This window comes from Streptomyces sp. NRRL F-2664 (assembly GCF_000719345.1).
Lineage (GTDB): Bacteria > Actinomycetota > Actinomycetes > Streptomycetales > Streptomycetaceae > Streptomyces.
The window spans coordinates 50,077-69,081 of sequence record NZ_JOFX01000008.1 but is presented as its reverse complement, the minus strand read 5'-3'; the positions used below and the strand labels follow the sequence as shown (position 1 = coordinate 69,081).

Annotated in this window: 39 protein-coding genes; 37 read left to right on the top strand and 2 right to left on the bottom strand. The window is 70.7% G+C overall.

Features of this window, described 5'->3' with window-relative positions:
• Window positions 1–25 precede the first annotated feature (25 nt).
• The 31 genes from IF89_RS0111255 (at window position 26) to IF89_RS0111100 (ending at window position 14,683) form a co-directional block, all read left to right on the top strand.
• Entirely contained in the window at window positions 26–328 is a 303-nt protein-coding gene (locus IF89_RS0111255) for a hypothetical protein (RefSeq protein WP_051806967.1), read from the top strand.
• Window positions 325–678, top strand: a complete 354-nt coding sequence (locus tag IF89_RS0111250; RefSeq protein WP_030764888.1) for a hypothetical protein — start codon at window positions 325–327, stop codon at window positions 676–678. Before IF89_RS0111255 ends, IF89_RS0111250 begins: the two co-directional genes overlap by 4 nt.
• Complete coding sequence (locus IF89_RS0111245) at window positions 671–1,051, top strand: hypothetical protein (protein WP_030764885.1); 381 nt, start codon at window positions 671–673, stop codon at window positions 1,049–1,051. Before IF89_RS0111250 ends, IF89_RS0111245 begins: the two co-directional genes overlap by 8 nt.
• Window positions 1,048–1,299 carry a hypothetical protein gene (locus IF89_RS0111240; RefSeq protein WP_030764883.1) on the top strand — a complete coding sequence of 84 codons (252 nt, stop codon included), beginning with the start codon at window positions 1,048–1,050 and terminating at the stop codon, window positions 1,297–1,299. Before IF89_RS0111245 ends, IF89_RS0111240 begins: the two co-directional genes overlap by 4 nt.
• On the top strand, window positions 1,296–1,532 hold the full coding sequence (locus IF89_RS0111235) for a hypothetical protein (protein WP_030764881.1): 237 nt from the start codon (window positions 1,296–1,298) through the stop codon (window positions 1,530–1,532). The genes IF89_RS0111240 and IF89_RS0111235 overlap by 4 nt, the downstream gene beginning before the upstream one ends.
• Window positions 1,529–1,825, top strand: coding sequence for a phiSA1p31-related protein (locus IF89_RS0111230; protein WP_158717845.1), 297 nt, complete (start codon window positions 1,529–1,531; stop codon window positions 1,823–1,825). The genes IF89_RS0111235 and IF89_RS0111230 overlap by 4 nt, the downstream gene beginning before the upstream one ends.
• Window positions 1,826–1,918: 93 nt before the next feature.
• The gene (locus IF89_RS0111225; RefSeq protein ID WP_030764876.1) at window positions 1,919–2,446 is read left to right on the top strand and encodes a hypothetical protein; all 528 of its coding nucleotides are present in this window, start codon (window positions 1,919–1,921) and stop codon (window positions 2,444–2,446) included.
• Complete coding sequence (locus IF89_RS0111220) at window positions 2,443–2,796, top strand: hypothetical protein (protein WP_030764874.1); 354 nt, start codon at window positions 2,443–2,445, stop codon at window positions 2,794–2,796. The genes IF89_RS0111225 and IF89_RS0111220 overlap by 4 nt, the downstream gene beginning before the upstream one ends.
• Before the next feature lie 108 nt (window positions 2,797–2,904).
• Entirely contained in the window at window positions 2,905–3,990 is a 1,086-nt protein-coding gene (locus IF89_RS40725) for a hypothetical protein (protein WP_051806966.1), read from the top strand.
• Entirely contained in the window at window positions 3,987–4,604 is a 618-nt protein-coding gene (locus IF89_RS0111210; protein WP_030764871.1) for a hypothetical protein, read from the top strand. Before IF89_RS40725 ends, IF89_RS0111210 begins: the two co-directional genes overlap by 4 nt.
• A gap of 76 nt (window positions 4,605–4,680) precedes the next feature.
• A complete protein-coding gene (locus tag IF89_RS0111205) occupies window positions 4,681–5,007 on the top strand; it encodes a hypothetical protein (protein ID WP_030764869.1) in 327 nt (108 codons plus the stop codon).
• Window positions 5,004–5,264: a hypothetical protein gene (locus IF89_RS0111200; protein WP_030764867.1), complete on the top strand. Its 261-nt coding sequence runs from the start codon at window positions 5,004–5,006 to the stop codon at window positions 5,262–5,264. Before IF89_RS0111205 ends, IF89_RS0111200 begins: the two co-directional genes overlap by 4 nt.
• Window positions 5,261–6,103, top strand: coding sequence for a hypothetical protein (locus IF89_RS0111195; RefSeq protein ID WP_030764865.1), 843 nt, complete (start codon window positions 5,261–5,263; stop codon window positions 6,101–6,103). The genes IF89_RS0111200 and IF89_RS0111195 overlap by 4 nt, the downstream gene beginning before the upstream one ends.
• 37 nt (window positions 6,104–6,140) lie before the next feature.
• On the top strand, window positions 6,141–6,305 hold the full coding sequence (locus IF89_RS45925) for a hypothetical protein (protein WP_158717844.1): 165 nt from the start codon (window positions 6,141–6,143) through the stop codon (window positions 6,303–6,305).
• A gap of 20 nt (window positions 6,306–6,325) precedes the next feature.
• Entirely contained in the window at window positions 6,326–7,258 is a 933-nt protein-coding gene (locus IF89_RS41970; RefSeq protein WP_078628223.1) for a helix-turn-helix domain-containing protein, read from the top strand.
• Window positions 7,255–8,019 (top strand): hypothetical protein, encoded by a 765-nt coding sequence (locus tag IF89_RS0111180; RefSeq protein ID WP_051806965.1) that lies wholly within the window; start codon window positions 7,255–7,257, stop codon window positions 8,017–8,019. The genes IF89_RS41970 and IF89_RS0111180 overlap by 4 nt, the downstream gene beginning before the upstream one ends.
• Window positions 8,016–8,483: a hypothetical protein gene (locus IF89_RS0111175; RefSeq protein ID WP_030764857.1), complete on the top strand. Its 468-nt coding sequence runs from the start codon at window positions 8,016–8,018 to the stop codon at window positions 8,481–8,483. The genes IF89_RS0111180 and IF89_RS0111175 overlap by 4 nt, the downstream gene beginning before the upstream one ends.
• The gene (locus tag IF89_RS0111170) at window positions 8,480–8,800 is read left to right on the top strand and encodes a hypothetical protein (RefSeq protein WP_030764854.1); all 321 of its coding nucleotides are present in this window, start codon (window positions 8,480–8,482) and stop codon (window positions 8,798–8,800) included. Before IF89_RS0111175 ends, IF89_RS0111170 begins: the two co-directional genes overlap by 4 nt.
• A complete protein-coding gene (locus tag IF89_RS0111165) occupies window positions 8,797–9,111 on the top strand; it encodes a hypothetical protein (protein WP_030764851.1) in 315 nt (104 codons plus the stop codon). Before IF89_RS0111170 ends, IF89_RS0111165 begins: the two co-directional genes overlap by 4 nt.
• Complete coding sequence (locus IF89_RS0111160; RefSeq protein ID WP_030764848.1) at window positions 9,108–9,287, top strand: hypothetical protein; 180 nt, start codon at window positions 9,108–9,110, stop codon at window positions 9,285–9,287. The genes IF89_RS0111165 and IF89_RS0111160 overlap by 4 nt, the downstream gene beginning before the upstream one ends.
• Complete coding sequence (locus tag IF89_RS0111155) at window positions 9,284–10,348, top strand: DNA cytosine methyltransferase (protein ID WP_234327721.1); 1,065 nt, start codon at window positions 9,284–9,286, stop codon at window positions 10,346–10,348. Before IF89_RS0111160 ends, IF89_RS0111155 begins: the two co-directional genes overlap by 4 nt.
• Before the next feature lie 482 nt (window positions 10,349–10,830).
• On the top strand, window positions 10,831–11,220 hold the full coding sequence (locus tag IF89_RS0111145; protein ID WP_030764842.1) for a hypothetical protein: 390 nt from the start codon (window positions 10,831–10,833) through the stop codon (window positions 11,218–11,220).
• 79 nt (window positions 11,221–11,299) lie between these two features.
• Complete coding sequence (locus tag IF89_RS0111140; protein WP_030764840.1) at window positions 11,300–11,773, top strand: hypothetical protein; 474 nt, start codon at window positions 11,300–11,302, stop codon at window positions 11,771–11,773.
• A complete protein-coding gene (locus tag IF89_RS0111135) occupies window positions 11,770–12,222 on the top strand; it encodes a DUF2493 domain-containing protein (RefSeq protein ID WP_030764837.1) in 453 nt (150 codons plus the stop codon). Before IF89_RS0111140 ends, IF89_RS0111135 begins: the two co-directional genes overlap by 4 nt.
• 4 nt (window positions 12,223–12,226) lie before the next feature.
• Window positions 12,227–12,445, top strand: coding sequence for a hypothetical protein (locus tag IF89_RS0111130; protein WP_030764833.1), 219 nt, complete (start codon window positions 12,227–12,229; stop codon window positions 12,443–12,445).
• On the top strand, window positions 12,442–12,768 hold the full coding sequence (locus IF89_RS0111125; RefSeq protein ID WP_030764830.1) for a hypothetical protein: 327 nt from the start codon (window positions 12,442–12,444) through the stop codon (window positions 12,766–12,768). The genes IF89_RS0111130 and IF89_RS0111125 overlap by 4 nt, the downstream gene beginning before the upstream one ends.
• The gene (locus IF89_RS0111120; RefSeq protein WP_030764827.1) at window positions 12,765–12,950 is read left to right on the top strand and encodes a hypothetical protein; all 186 of its coding nucleotides are present in this window, start codon (window positions 12,765–12,767) and stop codon (window positions 12,948–12,950) included. Before IF89_RS0111125 ends, IF89_RS0111120 begins: the two co-directional genes overlap by 4 nt.
• Window positions 12,947–13,105 carry a hypothetical protein gene (locus IF89_RS45920; protein WP_158717843.1) on the top strand — a complete coding sequence of 53 codons (159 nt, stop codon included), beginning with the start codon at window positions 12,947–12,949 and terminating at the stop codon, window positions 13,103–13,105. Before IF89_RS0111120 ends, IF89_RS45920 begins: the two co-directional genes overlap by 4 nt.
• On the top strand, window positions 13,083–13,787 hold the full coding sequence (locus IF89_RS0111110) for a DUF6085 family protein (RefSeq protein WP_030764824.1): 705 nt from the start codon (window positions 13,083–13,085) through the stop codon (window positions 13,785–13,787). Before IF89_RS45920 ends, IF89_RS0111110 begins: the two co-directional genes overlap by 23 nt.
• Complete coding sequence (locus IF89_RS0111105) at window positions 13,784–14,041, top strand: hypothetical protein (RefSeq protein ID WP_030764820.1); 258 nt, start codon at window positions 13,784–13,786, stop codon at window positions 14,039–14,041. Before IF89_RS0111110 ends, IF89_RS0111105 begins: the two co-directional genes overlap by 4 nt.
• A 27-nt stretch (window positions 14,042–14,068) precedes the next feature.
• A complete protein-coding gene (locus IF89_RS0111100) occupies window positions 14,069–14,683 on the top strand; it encodes a hypothetical protein (protein ID WP_030764817.1) in 615 nt (204 codons plus the stop codon).
• A gap of 67 nt (window positions 14,684–14,750) precedes the next feature.
• Here the strand turns inward: IF89_RS0111100 and IF89_RS0111095 are convergent, their stop codons facing one another.
• Window positions 14,751–15,515: a GntR family transcriptional regulator gene (locus IF89_RS0111095; protein ID WP_030764814.1), complete on the bottom strand. Its 765-nt coding sequence runs from the start codon at window positions 15,513–15,515 to the stop codon at window positions 14,751–14,753.
• Window position 15,516: 1 nt separating this feature from the next.
• Complete coding sequence (locus tag IF89_RS0111090) at window positions 15,517–16,047, bottom strand: UTRA domain-containing protein (RefSeq protein WP_030764811.1); 531 nt, start codon at window positions 16,045–16,047, stop codon at window positions 15,517–15,519.
• A gap of 184 nt (window positions 16,048–16,231) precedes the next feature.
• Between IF89_RS0111090 and IF89_RS0111085 the strand changes: the two genes are divergently transcribed.
• The 6 genes from IF89_RS0111085 to traA are packed head-to-tail and all read left to right on the top strand — an operon-like array spanning window position 16,232 to window position 18,991.
• Window positions 16,232–16,444, top strand: coding sequence for a helix-turn-helix domain-containing protein (locus IF89_RS0111085; protein ID WP_030764809.1), 213 nt, complete (start codon window positions 16,232–16,234; stop codon window positions 16,442–16,444).
• Window positions 16,444–16,611 (top strand): hypothetical protein, encoded by a 168-nt coding sequence (locus IF89_RS45915; protein WP_158717842.1) that lies wholly within the window; start codon window positions 16,444–16,446, stop codon window positions 16,609–16,611. Before IF89_RS0111085 ends, IF89_RS45915 begins: the two co-directional genes overlap by 1 nt.
• Before the next feature lie 37 nt (window positions 16,612–16,648).
• Window positions 16,649–16,903 (top strand): hypothetical protein, encoded by a 255-nt coding sequence (locus IF89_RS0111075; protein WP_030764807.1) that lies wholly within the window; start codon window positions 16,649–16,651, stop codon window positions 16,901–16,903.
• Window positions 16,904–16,944: 41 nt separating this feature from the next.
• Window positions 16,945–17,163, top strand: a complete 219-nt coding sequence (locus IF89_RS0111070) for a hypothetical protein (protein WP_030764805.1) — start codon at window positions 16,945–16,947, stop codon at window positions 17,161–17,163.
• Window positions 17,164–17,189: 26 nt separating this feature from the next.
• Window positions 17,190–18,467: a hypothetical protein gene (locus tag IF89_RS0111065; RefSeq protein WP_030764803.1), complete on the top strand. Its 1,278-nt coding sequence runs from the start codon at window positions 17,190–17,192 to the stop codon at window positions 18,465–18,467.
• Window positions 18,464–18,991: a plasmid transfer protein TraA gene (gene traA / locus IF89_RS0111060; RefSeq protein ID WP_030764800.1), complete on the top strand. Its 528-nt coding sequence runs from the start codon at window positions 18,464–18,466 to the stop codon at window positions 18,989–18,991. Before IF89_RS0111065 ends, traA begins: the two co-directional genes overlap by 4 nt.
• Window positions 18,992–19,005: the final 14 nt, after the last annotated feature.

Genomic DNA, 19,005 nt, shown 5'->3' with positions numbered 1-19,005 from the left:
TCTGCCTGCAAGGAGAAGAGGACCGATGTCCCACATCATGCCCGATCCCGGCTTCGAGACCCCCGACGAGTTCGACGTTCTGATGAGTCAGAACCAGGTCGGCTACGTCACCCCGTTCCAGTCCCTGTTCGACGAGGCGGAGGAACTGTTGCGGGCGACGTGCCCGGATGGTTTCGAGGTCGAGGAGATCGGCCGGCTGGCGTTCGAGGCGCTGCCGGAGGCCGAGAAGGCCGCCGCGCTCGACGAGCTGTTCTACGCGTACTGGTCCGGTCTGATGAACGACCGCGAGGCCCTGGCCCGGTACGAGTCTCAGGGCGGTGCCCGATGAGCGCCCGCGACGAACTCGATCTGTTCCACGCGGCGGTCGCGGACGACCCGCGTCGCCCGGCCCGACTGCTCGACGCCTACCGCGCCGAGGTCCTGGCAGAGGCCGACGCTGACCTCACCCGTCTGGACCGCGAGCTGCGCGGCCGGATCGAGCACGAGAAGGCCGGCAAGGCCCGGTGGCGGGCGCGCGCTGAGAAGGCCGAAAGGCGAGTCGCCGAGCTGGAGGCCGAGCGTGACGCCGTCGCGGCAGCGCTCGAACCCCGCTGGGATCTTCACCTGGACACCCAGGTACACGTGGCCGAAGCAGTGGCCGCCGCCCGGCTCGCTGCTGGTGGTGAGTCTCGTGGCTGACGTTCTCCCCGTCGACACCGACTCCCTTCCCATCGCCCGCCTGGACGCGTCCACCCCGCAGGCCGCGGCCGATGCCTGGAACGCCGCCAATCCGGTCGGCTCGTGGGTCGTCGCTTACCCGTGGGTGCGGCCGAAGCACCCGGCCTTCGACCCCAAGACGGTCCTGATCACCCGCACGCGCAGCAAGGCCTGGCCTCTCGGTCACGGTGCGCTGGTCGTCCTCGTCGAGGGCTATTCGGGCGGCATCGTCCTTGAGCACGTGGATGTGGTCACTGCCGAGAGGGCCGGCCTGCTGGCCGAGCAGCACCACCAGCTGGACGACCCGGCCGTCCCCGACTTCCACTTCTACACCCGCACCGGAGGCCAGTCGTGAGGAAAGAGCCCGCGAGCGCGCTGCCGGACCTGATTGGTTCGGTCCGCCTCTCGCCGTCCGGGAAGTGCCTCGCGGTCCTGTGGCCGTCGCCGCCGCACCCGGCCCGCTGGATCGTGACCGACCAGTGGGGTTCCACCGGCTACGAGCCGGACTCCACCGTCGCGAAGTGGACCGTCGTCGGCGCGGTCCCTTGCAGCCCGGCGGCCGGCATGGCCCTCGACGGCAGCGCGAAGGCGGCGGCGTCGTGAGCGACACCCAGATCATCGGCACGATCGGTGTCGACCTCGGCGACGGCGTGGTCGAGGCGGTGTACGGCACCGACTTCGCCGGCCAGGAGTTCGCCCGCCTGCAGGTCGGCCGGGTCCTCTCCGTCCACGTGTCCGGCGCTTCCCCGGAAGCTCTGCAGGAGCTGGCGGACGCGGCGCTGGAGCTGAAGGCGTGGCGTGAGCGGCAGCTCGCCAGCGGGGAGCGTGCGGCATGACTCCCTACATGCACGACGGGGTCATCTTCGACCTGGACTGCGAGTTCGTCGACGTGACCGGTGTGGTCTGGGCGTGGACGGGCGAGTGGTCGCCGGCGAAGGAGCCGATGCTCAGCTCGGACGCTTCGGGCCCGGATCTGCCGCTGCCGGACGCGTACTACTACCACGGGCCGCTGATCCCGCGCCGCCGAAAGACGGCCGTCAAGCCGGCGGCGGCGTTCACGGAGACGCTCCGTGCTGGCTACGTCGAGTCCGACGAGGAGTTCGCCGCACGGATCGGGGGCGTCCTGTGACCTTCCGCCGCGTCTCCTGGCTGACCGCTGCTGCCGCCGTGACTGGCGCCCTACTCATCGCCCTCGGGCACCGAATCCACACCGGAGGCCACCATGGCTGACGACGCAAACCAGGTGGCCCCCATCGGCTACTACTGCGACCACTCCGACGAGCCGCACGACGCCCGCACCCACCACGACTGGGAATGGGTTGAGGGTGAAGGCCTCGTCTTCACCCACCAGCCCGACACCATCAGCGCGCATATCGGCCTCCAGCGGTACCTGAAGCCCGAGAACCAGGAGCGACGGTGCCCGCGCGCCGAGCCGGTCTACAGCGCCTCCCTCTTCAACCTCATCACAGCAGACCTCGGAGAGACCCGCGAGGAGCTGAAAATCGCCGAGCGCCGAGTCGAGGAGCTGGCTGACCGGCTGGCGAAGTACGAGGGTCACGAGCCGACGGTCGACGAGGAGATGGCCTACCTCAACCGGTGCCTCAACGCCGTCATCGACGTCTGCGACAAGGCCGAGTCCGGTGCCAACCGGTGGCAGAACCCGCTGCCGGTACCGGAGTGGGTTCCGACGGTCCGGGCCGCAGCCAGCGGGAACGTGACGGACGACGAGCCGGCAGGGGTGCCCTGGTGAGCCACCCCGTTATAGCCCGCCTCCGGGAGCGTACCCGGGCCCGCGGCCAGCATCGTGCGGTCGACGAGGTCACCCGGCTCCGCGCCGAACTCGACCAGGAACGCGCCCGCAGCAGGGACCTCCGCCGGCAGCGTGACGAGGCGCAGGAGGCAAGGGACACGGCGAACGCGAAGGCCAACCGCTACCGGGACGAACGGGACCGGGCGGTCGAGGCCACGCGACAGAACCAGACCGCCGTCTCCTCCCTCACCGCACACCCCGCCGTCACCGAGACGCAGCCGATCCCGGTCGTGCCGCTCCACCTGGCGCCGTTCGCCAGCACCAGCCCGAGCCACGTGCCGGGCGTCTGAAAGCCCGCCGGGGCCAGCCGTGCACCGACCGGCCGCCCCGGCGAACCAACCACCGCTGAGGGCCCCACGCCGGGGCCCCAGCCCGCCACACCCTCGTGAAGGATCACGATGAGCACCGAACTCGTCAAAGCCCACCCCAACCCGGCAGGCGGAGCCCTCTCCCTCGGCTCCATGAGCCCCCGCGACGCCTGGCTGTTCTGCGAGTCCCTCGCCGACACGCCGCTCCTCCCCGACGCCTACCGCCGGCAGCCCTCCTCCGTCCTCTGGGCCCTCGAATACGGCCGCGCACTCGGCCTCGACGTCGTCACCACCATCACCACCATCCACGTGATCAAGGGCAAGCCGACCCAGTCGGCCGACCTCATGCTGTCCCGTGCAAGGAGCGCCGGCCACCGGGTCCGCATCACCCCCAGCAGCACGTCGTGCGTCGTCAGCATCTGGCGCAACGACGACCCGGAGTTCGAGAACCGCATCGAGTGGACGCTGGACGACGCGGTCACCGCCGGCCTCTGCGAGATCCGCAACAACCGCCCGTACTCCCGCAGCTCCAAGGGCGAGCCGCAGTCCTGGGAGAAGTACCCGCGGGCCATGCTCCGCTCCCGAGCCATCGCCGAGTGCGTCCGTGGCGCATGCCCCGAGGTTCTGCACGGCGCGATCTACACCCCGGAAGAACTCGGCGCCCGCGTGGACTCCGAGGGGCTGCCGATGGACGCCGAGGTGCAGCAGCTGCGAGTCGTCCGGCAGGGGGAACCAGACCCGTGGGCGACCCCGGCAGCGACAGTGCAGGCCGCCGTCGCCGACGTCCCGGCCGAATCCCTAACCCCTGGGGGCCGCGACTACCTGCACGAGGCAATAAAGGCCGCCGATGCGGCGACCGTCCGCCTGATCTGGAAGGACGCGCAGGCTGAGGGCGCTCGCCCCGAGTACCTCGCCCAGATCGCCGAGGTGGGCAAGGCCAAGGCGACGGCACCCGCCGCGCCGGCGCCGACCCCGGCCGACGCGGTGACCGACGCCGAGTTCGCGGACCCGGTGGCCGAGGCCGAGCAGCAGCTCCGGGCCACCGCCGCCCGCGTCGGACTCGACACCCTCGACGCCGACTTCGAACAGTCCTACGGCCTCCCCATCGCCGAGGCCGGAGTGCAGCAGCTGACCGAGATGACGCAGCTCCTCAACGGCACGGCAGGTGCCGCATGAGCCTCCGTGACAACGCCGCGCAGGAGGCGTACCTCAAGACCCTCCTCGACGTCATCAACATCGCGTACAAGGCTAAGCGGGCCGAGGTACAGCAGCAGCTCGACGACCTCGCCCGGGAGACCGGCACCCGCCAGATCGTCGTCACGCTCCCCGATGGCATCGAGGTCGGCAAGGTCAGCCTGACCGCCGGCAGCAGCGAAGCCAAGGTCACCGATGCGGACGCGTTCAAGGCGTGGGTGCTCCAGAACCACGCCGGTGAGATCGAGCGCGAGTTCCGCACCAGCGTCCGGCCCGCATTCGAGAAGAAGGTGCTAGCCGAGCTGACCGCAGCGGGCGGCACGGAGTGGGCGGACCCGGAAACCGGCGTCATCCACGACGTACCGGGCGTCAGCATCGCCCCTGCCAGCGCCCGCACCCACAGCGTCCGATTCGGCAAGACCGGCCGCGACCAGGTGATGGCCGCGTGGCGCAACGGCCAGCTCGCCGGGGTCGCCCTGCCCGAGCTGGCGGCCGGACCGGCCACCACCACCCCCGCGGGACCGTGCCCGCCGTGCCAGGACCCGAACGGGCCGTGGGACGCCAACGGCCTCTGCGAGGACTGCCCCCACCAGTAGCCCGCACCTGGGGGTCGGCCGCGGGCCATGCGGCCGACCCCACCCAGCAGTATCCGCACGCGAGGAGACCACCGCCATGACCGTGCAGCCCACCCTCGACGGAACCATCCCCACCCCGCCCCGCCGCATAGCTGACGACTTCGACACCTGGTACGCCGAGGTCGAGCCCTACTACATAGCCGCCGCAGCCTCAGGCGAGACGTACACCATCTACGAGGTCGCCGAACGGCACCGGCTCCCGCAGCCGCCCGACAGCCACATGTGGGGGCGCCTGGCGACGCTCATCCGCGAGGCCGGCTACCACCGCCCTGTTGGCTGGACGACCTCCCCGCGGCCCACGAGCCACCACTCCGGCCTCCGGACGTGGACGGGCACCGCCGCAGCACGGAGGGCCGTCGCATGACCGCCTACGACTGGGCCGTCGTCATCGCGGTCGGCGCACTCCTCGTCCTCGCCAGCAGCTACCAGCCCCGCCGCGACCGGGCCGCATGGCAGGCCAGCACCACCACCCGCCGCACCGAAGACGACGTCCGCCGCGACCTCGCCGCCGCCCGCAAAGCCCTCGAGATCGCCCAGCTGTACGAGATCTGGCCCGACCCGCCCCGCGGCACCACCCAACTCCCCAACCAGCGCCAGCACCGGACGGAGGACCCCCAGTGACCAGCAAGCCGCTCCCGCCCCATGGCAGCCTCTCCCGTCACAAGTGGCACGGATGCAAATGCCGCACCTGCTACGACGGCTACAACGAATGGCAGCGACAGCACCACGCAGCCAAGCGCGGCAACACCTACAACAAGCTCGTCGACGCTGAGCCCGTCCGGCAGCACATCCTCCAACTCCAGGCCGCCGGCATCAGCACCACCAAGCTCGCCAAGCACCTCGGCTACCACCCCGCCAACATCACGTCATTCGTCCGGCCCCCCGGTGTCGGCCGCCCGCGCAAGCGCCGCACCAACCCGGAAACCGCGGCCCGGATCTTGGCTGTCACCACTGCCGACATCATCCCCGGCACCATCGACGCCACCGGCACCCGACGCCGCATCCAGGCCCTTGCCGCCATCGGATGGCCGCTCGTCAGGCTTGGGCCGATCATCGGCATTCACCCCGGCTGGGTCGACGACCTCCTGAAGAAGGAAGTCACCAGCGGCCAGACCGCCCACTCGGTTCGCCTGGCATTCGAGCGGCTGGGAAACAGCTCCCCGGAGCGGCACGGAGTCAGCAAGGCCAGCGCCAAACGGGCCAGGCGCCGAGCCGCCAGCCTCCGGTGGGCCCCGCCCAAGTACTGGGCGCGCTTCCCCGACGCCATCGACGACCCGCACTTCACCCCCGAGTACGGCCTGAGCAAGGCCGACCTCCTCGCCGAGGAAGCCACCTTCCTGGTCACCGTCGCCGGCCTCACTCGAACCGAGGCCGCCATCCGCCTCGGCAAGGACCGCACCTACGTCGACCGGGTCCTCGGCCCCAGGGGGCCGCAGAGCGCCCTTGGCACCGCCGCCTAGCCCACCACCCGCACAGCCAGCCAGAGAGAAGCCTGCCGTGAGCCACCTCCGCATCGCCCCCGAGCCCGAGCCGCCCCCGCCCTACGAGGTCACCGCCACACCCGGCTGGCCGCCCATCGCCATCCCCGGCCGGCCCGGCTGGTGGAGGCACTGCATCAACGGCCAGCAAGTGGACCTGCCAAGCCAGACCCCGTCCGAGTAAGCAGCCAGAGAGAAGAAGTCGTGAGCATCGAAGCCGTGAACTGGGCCATGGACCACGCGCCCATGCTCCGAACGCCGGCCGGGAAGCCCGACACCACGGCACGGCACGTCCTGCAGGCCATGGCCGAACACGCGAACTCCAAGGGCAGGAACTGCCACCCGTCGGTGACCCGCGTCCAGTACCGCACCGGCTACGACCGGCGCACCGTTCAGCGAGCGTGGCGCCGGCTCGAGGCCGAGAAGCTGATCGAGCAGGACGGCATGGTGCAGGACCGGATCCGCTGGAAGCTGGCCATGGATCTCCGTCGCCCCGAGTCCGACTGGGAGGACTTGGAGCGGGAGGAGGGTGCCTCTCGGGAGGCTGCCGCGGAGCGGAAGCGACGCTCTCGAGCCAAGCATGTCACGCACTCGAACGACGTGACCGTCACGAACGCAGAAGCCGTGACCGAACCGGATGTCACGCACTCAGAATCCGGCCGTCACGCACTTGAAGTACGTGACGTCACGCATTTCAAAGCCGGACGTCACGCACCCAGTGCCGCCGTAACCACCAATCAACCTCCAGTAGAACCACCAACAACCGCGATGGCTGGGGTGGGGTCTTCTACCTACGGTCCCCAGGGGCTCGCGCCGAACGCCCCCATCGACGACGACGGATTCGCGGTCAGCGACGTCGGACGCCGCTGGGTCGCCGGCACCTTCCCTTCCATCGACGTGGACTACGAGACCGAACAGTTCGTCGACCACTTCCGGGCCAACGGACAGCGCCGCGCGAACTGGCATGCCGAGTGGCAGAAGTGGATCCGCCGCAGCGCCAAGTACGCGGCCGAGCAACGACTGCGCGGCAACGTCGTCCAGCTCCCGAACGGCCGGACCCTCACCGGCACCGACGCCACCGTCGCCGGCTGGGCCGCCATCGCAGACTCCTTCAACACTGAGGACCCCGCATCGTGAACCCCAACGAAGCCGCGAAGCTGCTGGGCTACTGCTCGGCGTTCGACAACCGCAAGCCCAGTCAGGCCGCAGCCGTCGCCTGGTCCTCCGCCCTGGACGACGTGCCCCTTGACGCTGACGCGAAGGCTGCGGTCGACGCCTACTACAAGACTCCGCCGAAGGATCCCGAAGCGAAGTTGTGGATCATGCCGCATCACGTGCGGACCCTCCGCTCCAAGATCCGCAGCACGCGCCTCGAGAACTTCCAGTACGAGCCGATCGAGGGCGAGTCCACCGCCGAGTACCTCGCCCGCTACCGCGGCCAGGTCCAGGCCATCGCCTCCGGCCGTGTTCCGGTACCCACCGGCCGGCTCGCCCTCGAGGGGGGGCCCAGCCGCCAGTTCATGGCCGAGCTCGAAGACCGCGGCTGGCAAGGAAACCGGTACGTCGACGACGAGGAGCGGCCCGTCGAGGCCGAACTCATCGACACCGTCCGCCGGTCCGGCCCGCTCGGCATCGTCTGCCCGACCTGCCAGGCGGCCATAGGCAGGCCGTGCAAGGCCCCAGGGACGTCCGAGAAGCAGCCGCTGGGAAAACCCCGCGCCAAGCCGCACACAGCCCGCCTGAGGGCCGCCAGCGGACGCGCCGACCAGACGCCCGAACAGCGGGCCGCCGAGGAACAGCGCATCCGGGAGATGTCCGCCCGCCACCTCGCCCGCCAGGAAGCCGACGAGGACATCCCCGACGCCGAGATCGTCGACACCGAAGGAGACGCAGCGTGACCACCGCGACCCTGCTCACACCCAGCACCGACACCACCCCCGTCGAGAAGGCCGCCGTCTCCGGCATCACCGACGGCTTCGACCCCGAGACGTTCCTCTGGATCGAGTTTCACCGACCCGGCGGCGGGGTGCGGATCTGGTACGCCTGGACCTCAGGCGGCCCCCAGCTCGGCGACCGGATGGACCAGATGGCGCTCGGCTCCGGACTCGACGGAGCCGACTGGCTCCACTACGCCGACCGGCACGCCGTACACAGCACCCGCGGCGCAATCAAGATCCAGGCCCATCCGCTGCGGCCCATCCTCGGTGACATCCAGGCGGGCGAACGCGGCCCCCGCCAATGGCGCGCGGCACTCAGCCAGGCGATCACCGAGTACGCAACCGAGATGGGCACCAGGCCCAGGGCCTTCGAAGCGACGTGGCTCGGCTACGGGCCGCGACGCGTACAGGGCGGCCCCCGATGACCGACCGCCCGCGTTCCGCGCCGATGCCCGCCGCCCTCCGTGCCGGCCGCCCGCCCCGGCACCCCGCGCTCACCATCCGCTGCCCCCACTGCGCCGCCGCCGAGAACGCCCGCTGCACCACCAAGGCAGGCCGCACCCGAACCGTCCGCCTCGACCCCTGCCCCGCCCGGTTGGCCGCCCACGCCATCGCCACCGCCGTCTGCCCCACCTGCCAAACCGCACCCGGCACCCCCTGCCACGACAACGGCATCCAATGCCCCGACAGCAACCCCGTCCACCCCGCCCGCTACACCGAAGCAGGAAGGCCCGCAGCATGACCGACACCGACCGCCTGATCTCAGACGCCCGCCGAGCCCTCGCCGTCCTCGATGACCTGATGTTCTGGAGCGAGGACCCCGGAAGCGAGGCCTTCGGCGCCCGCTACTGCCTGGCCGCCACGCTGAACGCCCTCGACCCCAGCGTCCTCATCCCCATCCCGAAGCAGAACCCTGAGGCCACCGCGATCCTCCGCATCGTCGCCGACTGGTACGAGGACGTGAACGACGGACAGGGCATGGACGCGAGCGACCTCGTCACCGACCTGGAGCGCGCCGGGTACGCGCTGCCCTCCGATGAGGCCGACCGGTGACCGCCTCCACGGCCGAGCAGCAGCAGGCCCGCATCCGCGCCGCCCTCAACAACCCCCGCCGGCCCCGCTGGACCACCGTCGAAAAGACCCGCCACCAGCAGCAGCTCCTCGCCGCCCTCGACGGCACTGAATGGCATCAGCCCATCCCGCCGCGCCCCCGAAAGGTAACCCGGTGAGCATCAATCTCAGCCTCTGCTCCGGCTATGGCGGCCTCGATCTTGCGGTCGAGCAGATCACGGGCAACAAGACCACCGTCTACGCGGAGAACGACCCCTACGCCGCCCAGGTCATGGCCGCCCGCTTCCCGCGGGCCGTCAACCTCGGCGACATCACCAAGATCGACTGGGCTGCCCTCGCCGCCCAGCACCAGATCGTCACCCTGTCAGCCGGTTTCCCCTGTCAGGGCCTCTCCAACGCCGGCCTCCGGAAAGGACTCCTCGATGCCCGCTCCGCGCTCTGGACGAACGTTGCTCAAGCTGTTCGCGTCATTCGACCCCGGCTCGTCTTCCTGGAAAACGTGGCGGCGATCCGGTCGCGGGGCCTCGGCGAAGTCCTCGCCGAGCTGGCCGCGATCGGGTATGACGCGCGATGGACATGTGTACGAGCTGGCGACCCTGCCGTCGGCGCCCCGCACCCGCGGGACCGCTGGTTCCTCATCGCCTATCCCACTGCTCAAGACCCCGACAGCGCAGCTTGGCGTGAACGGTGGGCCGCAGCACCCGGACAAGCGGAAGGCGGGCGGACACGGGCCGACGCTGGAGGACGAAGTGGTGTTCCTGCTGCCGGCGCCGCGGGAGAAGACGGCGTAGTCCTCATGTCGACGCCGACCGTCGCCGACGCCCGCGGAACCCGGAATTTCATCGCCCGGCGCACACCCGGAAAGCCGTTCAACGCAGGCAAGACACTCACCGATATCGCCTGGCTGCTCCCCGCGGACTTCGAACGGGGCCGCTGGATCACCAGCGAGGGCGCCGACTACGGGCCTGCCATCCACCGGTGGACCGTCATCACCGGCCGACCCGCCCCGGCACCAAGCGAACCGGGCGCGCGCGGCAACCGCCGCCTCACCCCGCGATTCGTCGAGTGGCTCATGGGCTGCGCCGACGGCTGGGTCACCGACCTCGACCTGCCCCGCAACCAACAGCTCAAGATCCTCGGCAACGGGGTCGTCACCCGCCAGGCCGTCGAGGGCTACCGCCGCCTCCTGTGCGCCGACCTCGACGCAATGGCCGCCTGAACAGCAGGACGCCCGCCGGAGTCGAAGTCCGGCGGGCGCCCGACCAGCCTCTCACGGAAGGACACCCCGATGCGCGGCCTCCGCACCGACCGACCTCCCACCCGCGAGCAGCTCCTCGTTCTCGCCGACCGTGCCGAACGCGGACCGCTCACCGCGGCCGAGGCGGCCCGACTCCGGGCTGGCATCGCCGCCGCGTACAGCCGCAGCGCCGCGGGCTTCCGGGCTAACGAGTCCCGCATCCGATACCTGCACCAACTGGCCCCCGTCCGGCGGCTGATTCAGACAGCCAAGCGGCGAGGCGTCCGCAGCATTCCCGTCCGGGACCTAGAGACGGCCATCGGGGCCGCTGTACGCCCGTCTGGCGCGACGGGAGCCCGTGAAGGTCGTCGGGTAGCCCAGAGCGCCTGAGAGGCCCTCAGAGGCCACGCCCAGTCCGCCGCCCCAACTCGCCTGACCCGACCCGCGCACAAGGAGAAACCCACATGTCCTACCCCGAACTGCTCACCCCGGAAGAGAAGCTCGCCAGTGCCAAGGAGCGACTCAACATCCCGAAGATCGTCTGCATCTGTGGCAGCACCCGCTTCATGACCGAGATGGGTGAGGCCGACCTGCAGCTCACCGCGGACGGCCACATCGTCGTGATGCCCGGCTGCGACATGAAGAGCCCGCACCCCCGCTGGGCCGACCCGGTCGAGGCCGAGGAGCTCAAGGTCCGGCTCGACGGCCTGCACCGAGCCAAGATCCGGCTCGCCGACGAGGTGCTCGTAGTCGGCGACTACATCGGCGACAGCACCCGCGCCGAGATCGCCTACGCCCGAAGCCTCGGCAAGCCCGTCCGGTTCACCCACCCCGAGGTGGATCCCGCCGCCTGACCCCGCCCCGCTGCCGGTCGCCCCCGTCCTGGGGCGGCCGGCCCGGACACCACCCACACCACCGGAAGGACCCGCCCTCATGACGGACCGCAAGCCCACCATCTGGCCCCAGGCTGCCGAGATGCAAGCCGCCGCCCGCCACCTTGCCGATCAGGCGGCGCGCGGCCTCGACGAGGGATACGACCCGCAGATCCCCGCCGAGGCCGTCGCCGAGATCGCCAAGTGGATGAACGCCACGGCCGATGCCCTGGCCTGGCTCGCCCCCTACCGGGACAACGAGCCCGGCTACCACATGTGGAACGCGGCCGAAGCCGTGGCCCGCGAAGTCCTCGCGAGGCAGCTGCCCACCCGTGCCACCGCCGAGGGGGCCGACGCCACCGCCGAAGCGCTGCGCCAAGCCAGGGGTGCCTGCATGTGCAGCCACGCGAAGGCTGAGCACGTCACCGTGTCCGGTCGCCTGCTCTGCGACTCCTGCGACCCCGACGACACCACAGCGCCGACCTGCACCGGCTACGACCCGGTCAGCCGCGCCGCCGAGGGGGCCGGAGCATGAGCCAGCAGCCCGCGCCCTACCGCATCCTCGTCACCGGAAGCCGCGACGCCCAAGACCCCCAGCCCGTCAACGCAGCGTTGGACCAGCGACTTCAAGGCCTCCAGCCCGGCCAACGTCTCGTACTCGTGCACGGAGCCTGCCAGGACCGCTATGGCCGCCTGCGTGGCACCGACGGCCACGCCGACGCATGGGCCCGTCGCGCACAACGCAGCGGCTACCCCGTCGACATCGAGCCGCACCCGGCCGAGGAGCACGGCCCGTGGCCCGCGTGCGGCCCTCGCCGCAACGCCCACATGGTCAGCCGTGGCGCGGAGGAGTGCCTCGCCTTCATCGGACCGTGCACCTCGCCCCGCTGCCGTAAGCCCGGCCCGCACGGCAGCCACGGCGCCACCGGATGCGCGAATGCGGCCGAGCGGGCGGGCATCCCGGTCCGCCGCTGGGAGGCGTAGCCCCGTGTTGACCCTGCCCCTCGTCGCCGGCGGCCTCACCGTCATAGCCCTCGCCGCGGTCGCCTTCAGCTACGCCCTCCGCCACGGCGAGGAGCAGGACCGGCAGACCCGCCACACCGACCCCCACGCCACGAACTGGGGCCGCCCGGACCCCGGCGGCCCGCCCGCGCCCGAACGGCCCGCGAACGGCCGCACACGGCCACGACACCGGAGGCCCTCATGACCGACATCGAGATCAGCGACCCCCACGCCATCGGCGAAGCCCACGGCTGCCCCGAGGGATGCCCCGCCCACAACCCCGGCGGCCCCGACGTCGACCCCGACACCATCGCCGGAATGCCCACAGACGAGCCCGCATGGACCATCAGCGCCGCCGCCGGGCCCACCCTGGTCTACCTCTCCACCTACGGCACGGCCATCACCAAGGTCGACGAGCAGGCGCCCGCCGACCCCCGCGAGCGCGCCATCTGCCGGGCCCTGCTCCAGCACGCCCTCGCCCTCCTCGACGCCAGCGAGCCCACCAACCCGAACGGGAGCCCGCGATGACGTGTACGGCTCGTATCGACGACTCGGTGACGGCCCGCCTCCACCACTGCACCCTCCCCGCCCGACACGACGACGACTGGCACCGCGGGCCCGAGGCCGACGAGACGACGCTCCGGTGGAAAGACGGCGCGCCCGGCGCCACACCCCACCGCGACCGCCTCGCCGCCGAGGCCGCGCCGTGACCGCCGAGCAGCCGCCGACCGGCCACTGGACCCACGTCTCCCGCATCGACCCCGACGAAGCCGCGTTCCTCGACATGCACGGCTTCGAGATCCCCCGCCCGACCACCACCCTCCACACCCCGGGAATCTGCTGTGACCGAGACCAACTCCACTGACCCGCACGTCTGCAAGCCCGGCGCCAGCACCTACTTCTGCCCCACCGCAGGCGAGGTCGAGTCCGACTGCCACGGCGGCTTCGACCAGTGCTGCAGCCACCCCGAGCAGCACCTACCCGTCACCGACGACGACCCCACCCTGACCGCCCTCATGCAGGCCGCCCGCGCGAAGGGCCTCCGGCTGGAGGTGACTGCCACGGAGGAGCCCGCCTGCTGCGTGTGCGGCGGCGGCCCGGTCGTCTACCGCAACTACCGCGAGCTGCCGTTCTGCGTGCACTGCGCCGACTGCCAGTGCACCGACAACCCCTGCATCCGGACCGGCGTCAACGACCCAGCCGTCAGCGCGGAAGTCTCCGAGCCGCCGGACTCGACAAAGTGCTCCGGCGAGGAGGGCTTCTGCTTTGAGCACGGCTTCCACCGGCATTCGCTCAAGCAGCCCGCCCTCCCCGACGTGGCTGGCCGCTGCCCCGCCTGCCGAGGCGCATCGCTCTTCCTCGGCGACGGCGGCCACGTCACCTGTAGCCGCATCGACTGCCCCAACCCGTGCGCCGCCGACGAGCTCCTGCACGCCCCCACCGGGCCCCTCGTGACCGGCACCCTCGTGCAGCTGGGCCGCGCCGCAGCCGACCTCGTCGCTCGCCTCGATGACCACGTCAACGCCGTCAGGAAGGCCGTCCTGTGACCGCCCTCCGCGACCAGGCCCTGACCGCCGCCCGGCACGCCATCCGCGACGGCCAATGGTGGCTCCCACCCGCCGGCCAGGCGGAGCTCGTCGACGCCATCCTCGCCGTCATCCAGGAGCGCACCGACCGGATACGCGCCGACGCCGACCACCACGAGGAATGCGTCCCGCTCAGCCAGACCGAAGCCGGCGCGATCAGCCACAGCAGCATCGCCGCCGGACTCCGCATCGCACTCCGACACCTCGACGCCTGACCACCCGCGCCGCCGCAAGGAGCACCAATGCACTGCACCGTCTGCACGAGCGCCCTCTACGCCGACGAGCTCGACTACCAGGCCTGCCGCCCCTGCACCGCCCGCGTCGACCAACACCTCCGGACCCTCGCCGGCCCCGACGGCCTGTACGCCCAGCTCGCCGTCAGCCTCACCCCCGGCAGCAGCAGCGGCGGTCCCGTCGTCTCCGGCACCCGCGGCGCCCCCATCCCCGTCCGGCTGGAGCCGCTGAGTTTGACCTCCCGCGGGGGCATCGTCACGATCCTGCAGACCTGGCTCGTCGACTGGCACGACACCCTCGGCTGGCGCTACCCGCGCTGGGCCGGCGACCTCCAAGGCCAGCTCGACCAGGCCGTCCACGCCCTCCGCATCAACCTCGCGTGGGCCGCCGCCTCCCACCCCGCCTTCGCCGAGTTCGCCCGCGAGATCAGCCAGATACGCCGGCAGGCCGAAGGACAGCTGACCGGAGAGAAGCCGCCCCGCCGTATCCCCGTCCAATGCCCGTGCGGCACCGTCCTCCGCGTCACCATCGACACCCCCGGCGCCCGCTGCCCCGGCTGCGACACCCAGTACGGGCACAGCGAGGTACTGCAGCTGCCCATGGCGGGAAGGGCCGCGGCATGAAGAAGGCCCGCTGCCCGGATGGGCAGCGGGGCATTCGTGCGTTCAGGGTCAGGAGGGCATTGGCCGCTCAGAACTCGTACTGCAGCTCGTACAGGTGGCCCGCCTTGGCCATGATCTCGGCTTGGATTGGGCGGTCGTTGGTGCTGTACGTGACTCGGAACGTCCTCAGGACCGGAAGCTTGGTGGGCATGCGAAGAGCCTGCGCCTGTTCCGGCGTCGGCCACCGCGCAGCGACCTTGTCGACGCAGCGGATCGGCGCGAAGCCGGCTTCCGCGAGGACACGCCCGACGCCACCTCGGATCTTGCGGTGCTCCGCGATTGGCGTTCCAGCGGCGAGGTCCAGCGGCACGTACAACTCGACCAGCTCGCACGGCTCGTCATCCAGGAACAGCACCTGCCGCCGCAGCAGGGCACGTTCCCCCTCGTCCAGCCCCAAGGCGGCGCGGATGGCCGCGGGCGGGACAACCTCCTCGACCTCGCGTAGCTCGCTCTTGCCCGCCGAACCGCGCTTCTCCGCTTCAGCGATCCACTGATACTTGCCGTCGCCCGTGGGTGGGGTCTTGTACTTGGCTGGCTCCATCGTTCGCTGCGGATGCTCTCGAACGATCACTCCCAAGCCCTGCTTGGAGTAGGCCAGGCCTTCCTTCTCCAGCGTGATGACTGCGTTGCGAATCGTCTGGGCGGCGGCGCCGAACTTGTCGGTGAGCGCTCGGCTCGACGGTAGCTTCTCCCCAGGCAGGAAGTCGCCAGAGAGGATTCCGTCACGCAGATAGGCAGCGATCTGATCCTGGGTCGACCAGACGCTGGGGTCTTCCTTGGGTGCATTGGCCATATCAGTCGACCTTCATCGAGTAGTTCAGCTGGCGGGTGGTTGCGGGGGAGGTCATGACCGCGACCTCATAGGGCCTGCCTGAGCTGTTGACGATCAGGCGCGTGAGTACCAGGACCCACTCTTCGGGTGGCGACTCTAGGAGACGGCACTCTTCAGCCGTGGGGGGCCGGGCGGTCACGGCTTCTCGCACGTCGGAGGGGGTCCAGCCGCGTTCCGCCAGCGCCGCGACTGCGCCGCCGCGGATGCGGCCGGGGTTTTCGAGGGGCGTGTCGACAGCCACGTCCGCCGGCCAATAGGAGTCCGCGATCTCTACGGGTCGGCCGTTCAGCAGGATGAGCCGCCGACGCAGGACGGCCGGCTCGTTGGGGGCGAGGCGCAGTGCGGCCCTCACGCCCTCCGGAGGAACCGTTCCTCCTGCGTAGACGATGCGCTGGCTGCCTACAGCTCCAGCAGCGGCAGCCTCTTCTGCCCAGGTATCCCCGCCTGCGGCCAGGTAGGGCGATGAGTTTCCCACCCACCTGCCTTCCACCATCCGTCACTCCTCTCATTGCCTAGCCCTGTTGAGAACGTAGCGAATTTCCAACCATACGGGCAGCTCAGGTCGGGGGTGAGGGCTGACAAGACATGCCGATGAGCTCGATACGGTTGTCACTTCTCAAGACTCCACCTACAGTTGAGAACATCAGCCCAGAGCAACGGATTGGAGTGATTGCCAGATGCTGCCCGACAACTCAGGACTGCTGACCGTGCAAGAAGTCGCGGCAGCCCTCCGAGTCTCTAAGCCCACCGTCTACCGGTGGATCGCCAATGACGAGATGCGCGCCATCCGCTATGGCAAGGAGCGGCCCGAGGGTGACACCCGCCGAGGCGGCGCCATCCGCGTTCCGAGGTCCGAGGTTGACTTGCGCCTCGCCCCGAGCGCCGCCTGATGGCCGCCTCCGCCCCGCGCGAGCACAGCTTCGCCAGCAAGCCGACCACGGTCGCGGACTGCCAGTCCGACTACAGGCCGCCTGCTCAGGCCGCGCAGGCCGCCGCGGACGCCCGCAACGCCACCGCGCAGCTCGGCGCCGGCCAGCAGCACACCCACCGCAGCTAGACCACCCCACCCCGGCACGACCAACCGGAGGACAGCCATGCCCGAAACCCACCTGACCGCGTTCGCCCCCGCCTGGCCCGAAGGTGTGACCCACCGGTACCTGACCGTCGGTGGCTCCACCGTGGATGTCCTGGGTGGCCACCCGTCGCACTGGGCCTGCCGTGCCTGCCCCGGGACGAGCAAGGGCAAGTACACGGGCCCGTTTGGTGACCCGTTCTCCGCCGCCACGATCCACGAGCAGGCCCAGGCCCATGCCGAGACCTGCCGGGCCATGCCCCGCCCCACCGCCTGAACCCCATCCCACCCCGCCTGACCACCGGAAGGACCACCGCCATGCCGCTCCACCTGATCACCGAGCTGGAACTGAACCGGCTCGACGACGCCGACCGGACCGCCACCACCCTCATCGACCGCTACCTCGACGCCCGCCGACGCGGCGACGAACTCGGCATGCGCCGCTACGAAGCTCTCGCCGCCGACTTCGACCTGCTGTACCCCGAAGCGCCCGTCACCCCCGAGTTCGACGGCTTCCGCACCCTGGCCGCCGCCTAACCGGTCACACCGAGGAGGACATCGCTATGACCGCCCAGCTGGACCACATCAACGGCGCTGCCGTCGCGCCGCGGTTCGACCCGGTGGCCCTCGCCGAGGCGGAAGCCATCCGCACCAAGGCGGCCACCGACGCCGAAGCCCGCCGGATCGCCGCCGAAGCCGAAGCCGAAGCGGTCCGTGCCAAGGCCGCCGCCGAGGCCGAGAAGCAGACCCTGGCCAACAAGCGGGCCGCGCTCCAGCTCCAGCGGTTCGAGGCCGAGCAGAACGCGAAGATCGCCGAAGCTGAGCGCAAGGCGGCCGCCGAAGCCCGCGAAGCCGAGAAGGAACGGCTCGCAGCCGAAGCGGCCGACCTCGCCGAGGCTGAGGCCGACGAGCAGAGGGAGAAGTCCGCCACATCCTGGCGGCACGCGGCGATCGGCTTCGCGATCGTCTGCGGCATCGTGGCGCTCCCGGTCCAGATGAACGCCTTCTACCGCGAGGACGCCCGCTACCTGCTGGCCGCCCCCCTCGTTCTCGAAGGAGCAGCCTGGGTCGTCCTCCGCGGCGCCGCAGCGGCAGTCGACGACCGGCGGCCGCATTGGCACTACCGACTCATCGCCTGGGCCCTCGCGTTCGTCGCCGCCGGCGTGAACCTGTGGCACGGGCTGACCGCCTTCGACACCGCGACCGCCGCCGGTACGGCCATCGCCTCACTTGCCGGCCCCGGCATCTGGGACCTGCACGAGCACGGACGCATCCGATCCCGAGACGGCAAGCCCACCTGGCGCCAGCGCTGGACCGCCCGGAGGAACAAGCGCGCGGAGGCGGTCGCGCAGGCCAAGGCGGAGAAGCAGCGGCGCGCCGAGCAGGAGGCAGCCGATGCCGCTGCCGCGGAGAAGGCGGCCCAGCTGGCCGCCGACCGGGAGGCGGACTTCCCCGAGGTGTGGAAGCACGCCAAGAAGCTTGCCGCGGCGCTCGGGGAAACGACCGTCACCGAGGACATCTGGCGGCAAGCGCATCTCGACATCGAGGGCACCGAACCCGGCGAAAGCGTCGAGATCATCAACGGCCGGAACAACGCCACACGACGCGTCCTTCACGCCCGCTCCACCGCCCCCGGAGAGACCCCCGTCAAGGTCACAAAAGCCCAGCATGTTCCACATCTCCCCACCGGAACCGGGCGCGGCTCCAAGACCGGCCCGAAGGTGCGCGGAATCCGCCGCCCGAACGATGCCCCCAAGTTCGTGGACGCCGCCCGCAGGCAGGCCTCCATCGCAGCCCACAAGGCCACCACCCAGACCTCCGATGAGAGGACCATCCGATGACCACCACCGTCCCGCCGCAGGGCGCGAACGGCGCGCACACCAAGAAGCAGTCCGGCAAGAACTCCACCAACAACTTCACCGGCTTCGCCCCCAGTTTCGGCGTCAACTTCAATGTCAACAACGGCAACCGGCAGGCACCCGCCCCGGCCGGCGGGCAGATGGCCGGAGCGAACCAGCCCTCCCACTTCATGCTCGGCGAGCCGTCCTTCAACAACACCGACGAGGTCCGCGCCTACTGCAACCACGTCCGCGCCGTCATGGTCCACGCCGCGATCGAACTCGCGATGGCCTCCAAGATCCTCGAAGCCCGGCTGGCCCAGGCACAGACCCTGCCCGGCGACAACCCCATCCAGGGACGGCTCCGGGCCCGCAAGGTCGGCCGGCAGCTGAAGAAGGCCGGAGACGGAGCGACCTCCGCCGCCAAGGCCGCGGTCGCCGCCTACGCCGCCTTCACCCGCGAGTACTCCGACCTCATGCGGCCGCGACCCCAGCGGGCAGCCACCACCAACCCGTTCACGTTCTGAGAGGAGACACCGCC

What these genes read in the sequence shown, in the direction of transcription:
- IF89_RS0111120 (WP_030764827.1), top strand. Translation starts at nt 12,765, where the DNA reads ATGACGTGTACGGCTCGTATCGACGACTCGGTGACGGCCCGCCTCCAC.
- IF89_RS40725 (WP_051806966.1), top strand. Translation starts at nt 2,905, where the DNA reads ATGAGCACCGAACTCGTCAAAGCCCACCCCAACCCGGCAGGCGGAGCC.
- traA (WP_030764800.1), top strand. Translation starts at nt 18,464, where the DNA reads ATGACCACCACCGTCCCGCCGCAGGGCGCGAACGGCGCGCACACCAAG.
- IF89_RS0111230 (WP_158717845.1), top strand. Translation starts at nt 1,529, where the DNA reads ATGACTCCCTACATGCACGACGGGGTCATCTTCGACCTGGACTGCGAG.
- IF89_RS0111070 (WP_030764805.1), top strand. Translation starts at nt 16,945, where the DNA reads ATGCCGCTCCACCTGATCACCGAGCTGGAACTGAACCGGCTCGACGAC.
- IF89_RS0111095 (WP_030764814.1), bottom strand. Translation starts at nt 15,515, where the DNA reads ATGGCCAATGCACCCAAGGAAGACCCCAGCGTCTGGTCGACCCAGGAT.
- IF89_RS0111210 (WP_030764871.1), top strand. Translation starts at nt 3,987, where the DNA reads ATGAGCCTCCGTGACAACGCCGCGCAGGAGGCGTACCTCAAGACCCTC.
- IF89_RS0111090 (WP_030764811.1), bottom strand. Translation starts at nt 16,047, where the DNA reads ATGGTGGAAGGCAGGTGGGTGGGAAACTCATCGCCCTACCTGGCCGCA.
- IF89_RS0111205 (WP_030764869.1), top strand. Translation starts at nt 4,681, where the DNA reads ATGACCGTGCAGCCCACCCTCGACGGAACCATCCCCACCCCGCCCCGC.
- IF89_RS0111250 (WP_030764888.1), top strand. Translation starts at nt 325, where the DNA reads ATGAGCGCCCGCGACGAACTCGATCTGTTCCACGCGGCGGTCGCGGAC.
- IF89_RS0111225 (WP_030764876.1), top strand. Translation starts at nt 1,919, where the DNA reads ATGGCTGACGACGCAAACCAGGTGGCCCCCATCGGCTACTACTGCGAC.
- IF89_RS0111075 (WP_030764807.1), top strand. Translation starts at nt 16,649, where the DNA reads ATGCCCGAAACCCACCTGACCGCGTTCGCCCCCGCCTGGCCCGAAGGT.
- IF89_RS0111255 (WP_051806967.1), top strand. Translation starts at nt 26, where the DNA reads ATGTCCCACATCATGCCCGATCCCGGCTTCGAGACCCCCGACGAGTTC.
- IF89_RS0111200 (WP_030764867.1), top strand. Translation starts at nt 5,004, where the DNA reads ATGACCGCCTACGACTGGGCCGTCGTCATCGCGGTCGGCGCACTCCTC.
- IF89_RS0111145 (WP_030764842.1), top strand. Translation starts at nt 10,831, where the DNA reads ATGTCCTACCCCGAACTGCTCACCCCGGAAGAGAAGCTCGCCAGTGCC.
- IF89_RS0111165 (WP_030764851.1), top strand. Translation starts at nt 8,797, where the DNA reads ATGACCGACACCGACCGCCTGATCTCAGACGCCCGCCGAGCCCTCGCC.
- IF89_RS0111085 (WP_030764809.1), top strand. Translation starts at nt 16,232, where the DNA reads ATGCTGCCCGACAACTCAGGACTGCTGACCGTGCAAGAAGTCGCGGCA.
- IF89_RS0111135 (WP_030764837.1), top strand. Translation starts at nt 11,770, where the DNA reads ATGAGCCAGCAGCCCGCGCCCTACCGCATCCTCGTCACCGGAAGCCGC.
- IF89_RS0111140 (WP_030764840.1), top strand. Translation starts at nt 11,300, where the DNA reads ATGACGGACCGCAAGCCCACCATCTGGCCCCAGGCTGCCGAGATGCAA.
- IF89_RS0111100 (WP_030764817.1), top strand. Translation starts at nt 14,069, where the DNA reads ATGCACTGCACCGTCTGCACGAGCGCCCTCTACGCCGACGAGCTCGAC.
- IF89_RS0111170 (WP_030764854.1), top strand. Translation starts at nt 8,480, where the DNA reads ATGACCGACCGCCCGCGTTCCGCGCCGATGCCCGCCGCCCTCCGTGCC.
- IF89_RS0111125 (WP_030764830.1), top strand. Translation starts at nt 12,442, where the DNA reads ATGACCGACATCGAGATCAGCGACCCCCACGCCATCGGCGAAGCCCAC.
- IF89_RS45915 (WP_158717842.1), top strand. Translation starts at nt 16,444, where the DNA reads ATGGCCGCCTCCGCCCCGCGCGAGCACAGCTTCGCCAGCAAGCCGACC.
- IF89_RS0111065 (WP_030764803.1), top strand. Translation starts at nt 17,190, where the DNA reads ATGACCGCCCAGCTGGACCACATCAACGGCGCTGCCGTCGCGCCGCGG.